We start from the raw sequence: 6,758 nt of genomic DNA, 5'->3' as shown, positions 1-6,758 counted from the left end.
TCTGACCAATTCTTTTTTAAGAACTCTCCGAAAGCCTCTTGACAAAAGACTTACAGCCTTAACTTGTCACCAATGGTCAACAGTTAACAGTTAACAGTCAACAGTTAACAGTTAACAGTCAACAGTCAACAGTCAACAGTCAACTATGCCCAATTCCCCATTCCCATCATCATGAAAAGTGTTTTCCGAATTTTCCTGAGCCTGATTTTAAGTTTAGTGTTGGCTTTGGGGTGGGTGCTGCTGAGTGCTACTCCGGCATTTGCCCTGCCGAAAACAAATATTAATTACACAAACATTAATTTGTCCGATCGCGATTTTTCCAACTCGGATTTAGCGGGCGGGACATTTGTCGCTGCTGAAATGCGGGGAACAAATTTTCAAGGTGCTGATTTAACTAATGCGATTTTGACTAAGGGAGTTTTGCTGAATGCGAATTTGTCAGGTGCCAACCTCTCCGGTGCTTTGGCAGATAGAGTTACATTCGACGGTGCTAATTTGACTAATGCTAATTTTTCCGAGGCAATTATGACTCGAACTCGGTTTTTTGATGCTGCAATTTCCGGCGCTGATTTTACTGACGCGATTATCGACGCTTATCAAGTTACTCTCCTGTGCGAGAAAGCAGATGGTGTCAATCCCGTGACGGGAGTTTCTACCCGCGAAAGTTTGGGATGTCGGTAGGAATTCACACTTAAAGAAAATCGCTGGCTAATTATTTGATTAGATGCACCTCTAGCGAGGTAAAATACACAAATTAAAGCCCCTCTCCAGCAAGGCGAGGGGTTTGAGGAAATTTCCCATTATCGGCTCTATCGAGCGCTACAAATGTCTGTGCTGGCAGTACCAACTACCAAATCGGAATTCAAAAGCAAATCTAAATCGGTGTCAGGATTAACAGCATACAAATCGACTTTATCTCTACCCAAAAACACCCCGACCAAAGTCCCGATTCCCGCGCCCCCCAGCACCTCTTCAGTCGCGATCGCCCGATCGCCCGTAACACCTGCGATCGCCGCCGCTGCTGCTGCACCCAAGGCCGTATTTTTAACCAGATTGCCAACATTAACGCCCTTGGTAACAGTTTCTTTCCTAGTAATCAGTTGCGAAGTGGCATTGAGAGGCACTCTGCTGCCGTTGAGTATACTTAATTCTTGAGCCACAAACTGAACGCCCGATGCAGTCGATCGCAATTCGCCGCTAATTTTCGAGCCTTCCGGTATCACCACTTGGCCATTATTACCCGTGATATCCGAAGCTACAGTCAGCGTAATTGGAGACTTGTCATTGGGGCCGAGCAAAATCTTGCCTTTTGCATACTCGATGGGGATAGTCACCCCCCTGGGAATTTGCACAGCAACAGATTCGCTAACATCAATCTTAGCAATGTAAGGAGAATTAATTGCTCTTGCTTGATTGGTACTCACTAATGTTTGATAGATAAAAGCAGCTACTTCAGCTCGCGTTGCTGACTTGTTCGGTTTGAGAGATTTAGGATTGGGATAGCTGACAACCAACTGTTTTTCAGTAGCAGCAGCAACGCTTTTGACAGCATAACTTTGAATCTCACCCGCATCATTATAATAGCTGAGAACATCTTGAAAATCGCACGTAGGCTCATAGCCCATTCCGTTATTTAAAGCGACTACAACTTGAACGCGAGGAATCTGCTGTGTCGGCCTGAAAACATTGCCGGGATAGCCAGACATCCATCCCATTTCGTAAGCTTCTGCGATCGCCCCGCTTGCCCAAAAATTAGACGGAACATCGGCAAACCTTACAGCAGCGCGGGTTTTTGCCTTTTTCACAGAACGCACCATTGCCGCGAATTCAGCCCGCGTTACCAGTGCATCCGGGCGGAAACTGCCATCGGGAAATCCTTTGATAATGCCTCTTTCTGACAAATCTTGGATAAAGTCTTTTGCCCAGTAGTTATTATTAACATCCGAAAAAGCTGTCTGAGCAAAAGATGGGGCGGGAGCTAGCATCGGCGCTGCGGTTCCGGCAACGGTACCCAAGGTTAATAAAACAGATGTACCGGATTTAATGCGATGTAATACAGACATTTTTTGATTCTCCAATTTACACAAGCTTTTTATTGAGGAAAAGTAAGCTTTTGATAGGCTGATTAATTACTGCCGAACTTGCTGTTTACCTCACTTATGTAATCATTATTGAATGCTTTTACTTTTAGTGTGGGGAAGATACGGTCTTTTAAAATAAATATTTTTATGATGATTGGGGAATTTTCCAAAGCTTAAATCCCTTAAAATCCTTATGTTGCTTATCTCCCTTATCTACCTGGTTTCTGCAATTAACAGGATTTACGGACAAAGCGGTTTGAGAAGAACTGCGAGTTCCCTTGACATTAGCTCGCCCACATGAGAATATTAGCTCTAGAGACACATCGCATCAACTAGAAAACAAAAATATGAGTGCAGACGAACAGATCTTGCAATTACCTCATATAAGTTTAAAGAGCAGAACACTACTGCCCGAAGAATCTGGAATATATTACGTTGTAGATGAAAACTCCATAATTTGGTACATCGGAAAAGCAAAGAATCTTCGTACCCGGTGGACAGGTGATAGTCACCACAGACTAGATCAACTACAAAAGCAACGAAAAAAACAGTTTACTATCTACTACGAATTATTGCCTGAATCGCTACTTGATATTATCGAACAGCAGCGGATTGAGCAGTACAGCCCGCAGTTGAATGGAACTAAAGTCAAGGCTAAGAAATTAGCTCCCACAGAGACATTGTTACGGCAAACGTTATTTAGCCTTGCCCCTTATAGTTTCGTACTAGGTGTAGAATCCGCCCGAAAAGAAGATATTAAATTTATCGAAGATTCTATTAATTGGCAAGATCGTTGGAGAGTAAAAAAAGGTGTTTTGCCTCTGAAGGTGATACATATTTGCATAAATGTTAGTGAATTAGGAAAGGACTGGAAATCAGCAGTACGTTTTTTCAAAAATCTTTTTAGAAAGCGCAGTAATTATTCAAACAACTGGGAATTTCCTTGTAAAGGTCAAAGAATTTATGAATTATCTGTGACAAGGTTATTGGTTAATGGCTTCGCTATAGAAGTATATCAAATAGACAAAGAAGCATTAGAATACATTCAAGGCTACGATTTGACTCAAGTGGCAAATGTAGACATTCGGGCCGTTGATGAAGCTTCTTTAGCCCTTCTAAAAAATAAGTGCTGGCTGAGACTTGAAGGGATATTTTTAGCTAATGATGCTTACCAAGATGCTCCATACAATCAACTTCGTCGCAAGGCTATAGAACGAATACACCCTTACAAAGAAGATTTAGTTAAATTACTTTTTAAAGAAGATCTCGATTTAAATAAGCTGCAATTATTGCCAAGAGATACAATAACTCTCCGGGATACTAATACTGGTCTTCCTGTAAGGCTAGCTAACATTGCTAATAAGAAGCAATATCTCGTGGCATTGTTAACGGAACGTGGGATTGACTTAAATCGTTATCAGGTTAACAAGTATCTAGGCTCCATACCAAAGGACGATAATTACGTAGACAACCTCGGAGATAAAAGAATGACTATCTTGATCAAGCCATTCTTTTGTAATCTCAAAGAACCTATAGGAAACCAAATTAATAATTTTCAAAATGGGAATAGAACTATTCCTATGAACAACATAATATATGGCGCCAAAGGAACGACGAGTCAAAGCTCTCAGGATAAACATTACAAAGAGGTTTATTTAGTAGCCACAGTAGATAGAGTGTTTTGGTTACTGCTAGAAACCTACTTGTCGGATTTTGCTAAAGTAAAGCTGAACGAAGAAGAAGGATATGTAAGCAAGGCGTATGTATCGCCTAGAAGATTTATAGCACCTGCTATACTCACTGTCACCTTAAATGGGAAATGGAAAGCAGATATTCCATTTGGTTCTAAAGATAATATGTCATACGATGAAAGTGTAGACACGATCGCAAGTTTATTACAGGCAAGCGGAATCCCTAAGCTGAAGTTCTCATTCACAGTAGAGTCTATACGCACATAGCTGCTTGCAAAAAAAGAGTAATATCAATTACACAGTTTTTTAGACAAGCTGCATTAAAGGCGCAACAGCCTAGCTGACTACTGACTAATGACTAATGACTACTGAACTAATGACTAATAGAGGCTAGCGGCTCCCAACTTGTCACATCTTCAAATAAAGATTGATAGCCCGCTGCATTGGGATGCAGCCCATCTGCAATCAAGCGCGATCGCCACCAATCACTGCCGCGATTTATCCATTTATCAAAAATATCTAAATAGGGAATTCCCCGCAACTCACAAGCTAATTTCGTTGCCTCTTTATACCGATATTGGTCAGCATGACTGTAATACAAACAATCTTGAAAAGGCATTTTACTTTCATCCACCGGCACCATCCCGACAAATATCACCGGACAAAGTTGTTGGGACAGGTTTAACAAATGATCCAAAACTGTTTTAAAATGTTCAAAATCAGTGTAGCTGCGCCCGGTAGGCGACTGCACTCTCGCCGCATCGTTGAGGCCGACGGAAAGAATAATCGCATCCGGGACGCGGTTTCTGAGCTCGCCACGGTGGCGAAACTCGTTTTCGAGCCGCTGGGAGACTTGATAAGCCCGATCGCCCCGAACGCCCAAATTGTATAAAACGTGTCCTGCACTCTCCGGTAACATCCACTGGCGCCGCAATCTTTCCACCCAACCCCCGCCTACACCGTCGCCGAAACCGTAGATTAAGCTGTCACCGAAAGCAACCAATTTGAGGGGATGAGAATTTCCCCGATGCAAGTGACCAAAGGAATAGGCTGTTGCTACCTGCATAAGCAATGATACTCAGTTAATAAATTATGAATCTTGACATACTAGACTAGAATGTAACATTACATAAAGTAGGTAGTCTCATGGCTAATAAGCGTCAACCCTTCGATTCTACTCAGCTAACCCGTCGCGCGGAAGAGTTGATTAACGGTGCATCCAACCGCTATCGGATTACGGTGCAGGTGGCGAACCGCGCCAAACGCCGTCGCTATGAAGATTTTGACAATATGGACGACCATCAAATGAAACCTGTAATGCGGGCGATATTTGAGATGTCGGACGAACTGACTCAGCCGGAAATTATCGGAGACAAGTACTAGACTTCGGGAGTTTTGGGTTTTGAGTGGTGAATTGCCAGCAATTTTTGTCAACTCAAAACTCACAACTTTTTCAAACTAGACTTGGGCGCGCGGGACGAGAAACCCGGTTTATTCCTAGCTACCTCGTTAAGAAACCTCTGATTTTTCTAAGAAACCGGGTTGATGAGCGTAAATCCTAAAATTATAAAGAATACCCTGAAAACCCTGTGGCTTTAGCCCAGGGATGAAAGGGCGTTGCAGGATTTATCCTGCCTACTATCAAGATTGCCAGATGCGGTAAAATAAATCAAAGGAGGTGAAATCAAATGTATGCAGTACAAAAAGATATTTGGCATTTAAAGGGACTCCACAAAACCATTGTTGAGCAACTACTCAGATGGTCGAACAATCTGTTTAATGTTGGCACTTACGAAAGTCGCCAACGATACTTTAAGGATAAAAGTGCTGTCAAATATCTTGACTTGTACAAAATCACTAAAACCAACGAGAATTACGGTTTACTTTATTCTCAGGTAGCTCAACAATCCCTTAAATCTGTTGCCGAATCTTTTAGCTCTTTTCGAGCCTTGGAAAGGTTAGCCAAAAAAGGAGAGATTAATCAAAAACCGAGGCTGCCTAAATATAGAGCAAAAGGCGCTATGTACCAAGTCTCCTATCCAGGGCAAGCCTTAAAAATAGTTGGCAATCGAGTGAGGCTACCTCTGGGAACCAAAGGGAAAGGACACTTTGGGACAGATGCTCTCTGGGTTCCATTGCCAGAAAGGTTAAAAGATTGCCAGCTCAAAGAACTTAGGCTGATCCCTAGAAACGGTCAGGTCTGGATTGAGTATGTCCACGAAAGTCTAACTGAACAGGCTCGCCTGTGCAGTCTCGAAGTAACAGGAGTTTTGGGCATCGATCATGGCATCAACAATTGGTTAACCTGTGTCTCTAGCAATGCCAACCCTTTCATTATTGATGGTCATAAGTTGAAGTCTTGGAATCAATGGTTTAACAAACGAAAAGCTTTTCTTCAATCTGAACACGCCCGACATAAATTACCTCAAGGCTTTTCGTCAAAAAGACTGCAACAGTTATCGGAAACTCGCGCCCGCAGAATGAGAGATGCGGTTAATAAAGCAGTCAGCACTATCGTAAATTATTGCAAAAATAACCAAATTAACGTCATAGTTTTTGGCTGGAATAAAGGACAAAAGCAAGAAGTTAATATGGGAGGTAAGACCAATCAGAGTTTTGTTCAAATTCCTACCGCTAAAGTCAAGGAAAGATTGCAGCAAGAATGCGACTTAATGGGATGGCGATTTGTAGATCAAGATGAATCTTACACATCAAAATCGAGTTTTTTAGACCGAGATTTTCTGCCAGTGAAAGTCGGTGAAAAACCCGACAATTGGCAGCCATCGGGTAAAAGAATCAAAAGAGGATTGTACCGTTCTAGCACTGGATTATTGCTCAATGCAGATACTAACGGTGCAGGGAACATCATTCGGAAATCAAAAGTAGCCACAGACTTAATTATTAAGCGAGTGGGTAGTGGGCTGCTGACGAACCCTTTAAGAATTAAACTTTGGCGGGATTCATCCCCCAAAGTTTGTCCTTAAGA

6 protein-coding genes are annotated in these 6,758 nt (G+C 42.2%); 4 read left to right on the top strand and 2 right to left on the bottom strand.

The features are described from left to right. Window positions 1–171 precede the first annotated feature (171 nt). Entirely contained in the window at window positions 172–681 is a 510-nt protein-coding gene (locus QUB16_RS25900; RefSeq protein WP_333320578.1) for a pentapeptide repeat-containing protein, read from the top strand. Between the two features lie 128 nt (window positions 682–809). Here the strand turns inward: QUB16_RS25900 and QUB16_RS25895 are convergent, their stop codons facing one another. Then, the gene (locus tag QUB16_RS25895) at window positions 810–2,063 is read right to left on the bottom strand and encodes an S-layer homology domain-containing protein (RefSeq protein WP_333320576.1); all 1,254 of its coding nucleotides are present in this window, start codon (window positions 2,061–2,063) and stop codon (window positions 810–812) included. Window positions 2,064–2,428: 365 nt separating this feature from the next. Between QUB16_RS25895 and QUB16_RS25890 the strand changes: the two genes are divergently transcribed. Beyond that, entirely contained in the window at window positions 2,429–4,039 is a 1,611-nt protein-coding gene (locus tag QUB16_RS25890) for a hypothetical protein (RefSeq protein ID WP_333320574.1), read from the top strand. Between the two features lie 106 nt (window positions 4,040–4,145). Here QUB16_RS25890 and QUB16_RS25885 read toward each other — a convergent pair whose 3' ends face one another. Next, on the bottom strand, window positions 4,146–4,838 hold the full coding sequence (locus QUB16_RS25885) for a GDSL-type esterase/lipase family protein (protein ID WP_333320572.1): 693 nt from the start codon (window positions 4,836–4,838) through the stop codon (window positions 4,146–4,148). Between the two features lie 80 nt (window positions 4,839–4,918). On the opposite strand from QUB16_RS25885, the gene QUB16_RS25880 reads away from it, so the two are divergent. After that, window positions 4,919–5,155 (top strand): DNA-directed RNA polymerase subunit omega, encoded by a 237-nt coding sequence (locus QUB16_RS25880; protein WP_333320570.1) that lies wholly within the window; start codon window positions 4,919–4,921, stop codon window positions 5,153–5,155. A gap of 305 nt (window positions 5,156–5,460) precedes the next feature. After that, a complete protein-coding gene (locus QUB16_RS25875) occupies window positions 5,461–6,756 on the top strand; it encodes a transposase (RefSeq protein WP_333320568.1) in 1,296 nt (431 codons plus the stop codon). Window positions 6,757–6,758 lie beyond the last annotated feature (2 nt).

The sequence above is a fragment of the Microcoleus sp. D3_18a_C4 genome (genome assembly GCF_036702415.1).
Classification (GTDB): Bacteria; Cyanobacteriota; Cyanobacteriia; order Cyanobacteriales; family Microcoleaceae; genus Microcoleus.
The sequence above is the reverse complement of the archived record's forward strand: the minus strand, read 5'-3'. Positions and strand labels throughout refer to the sequence as shown.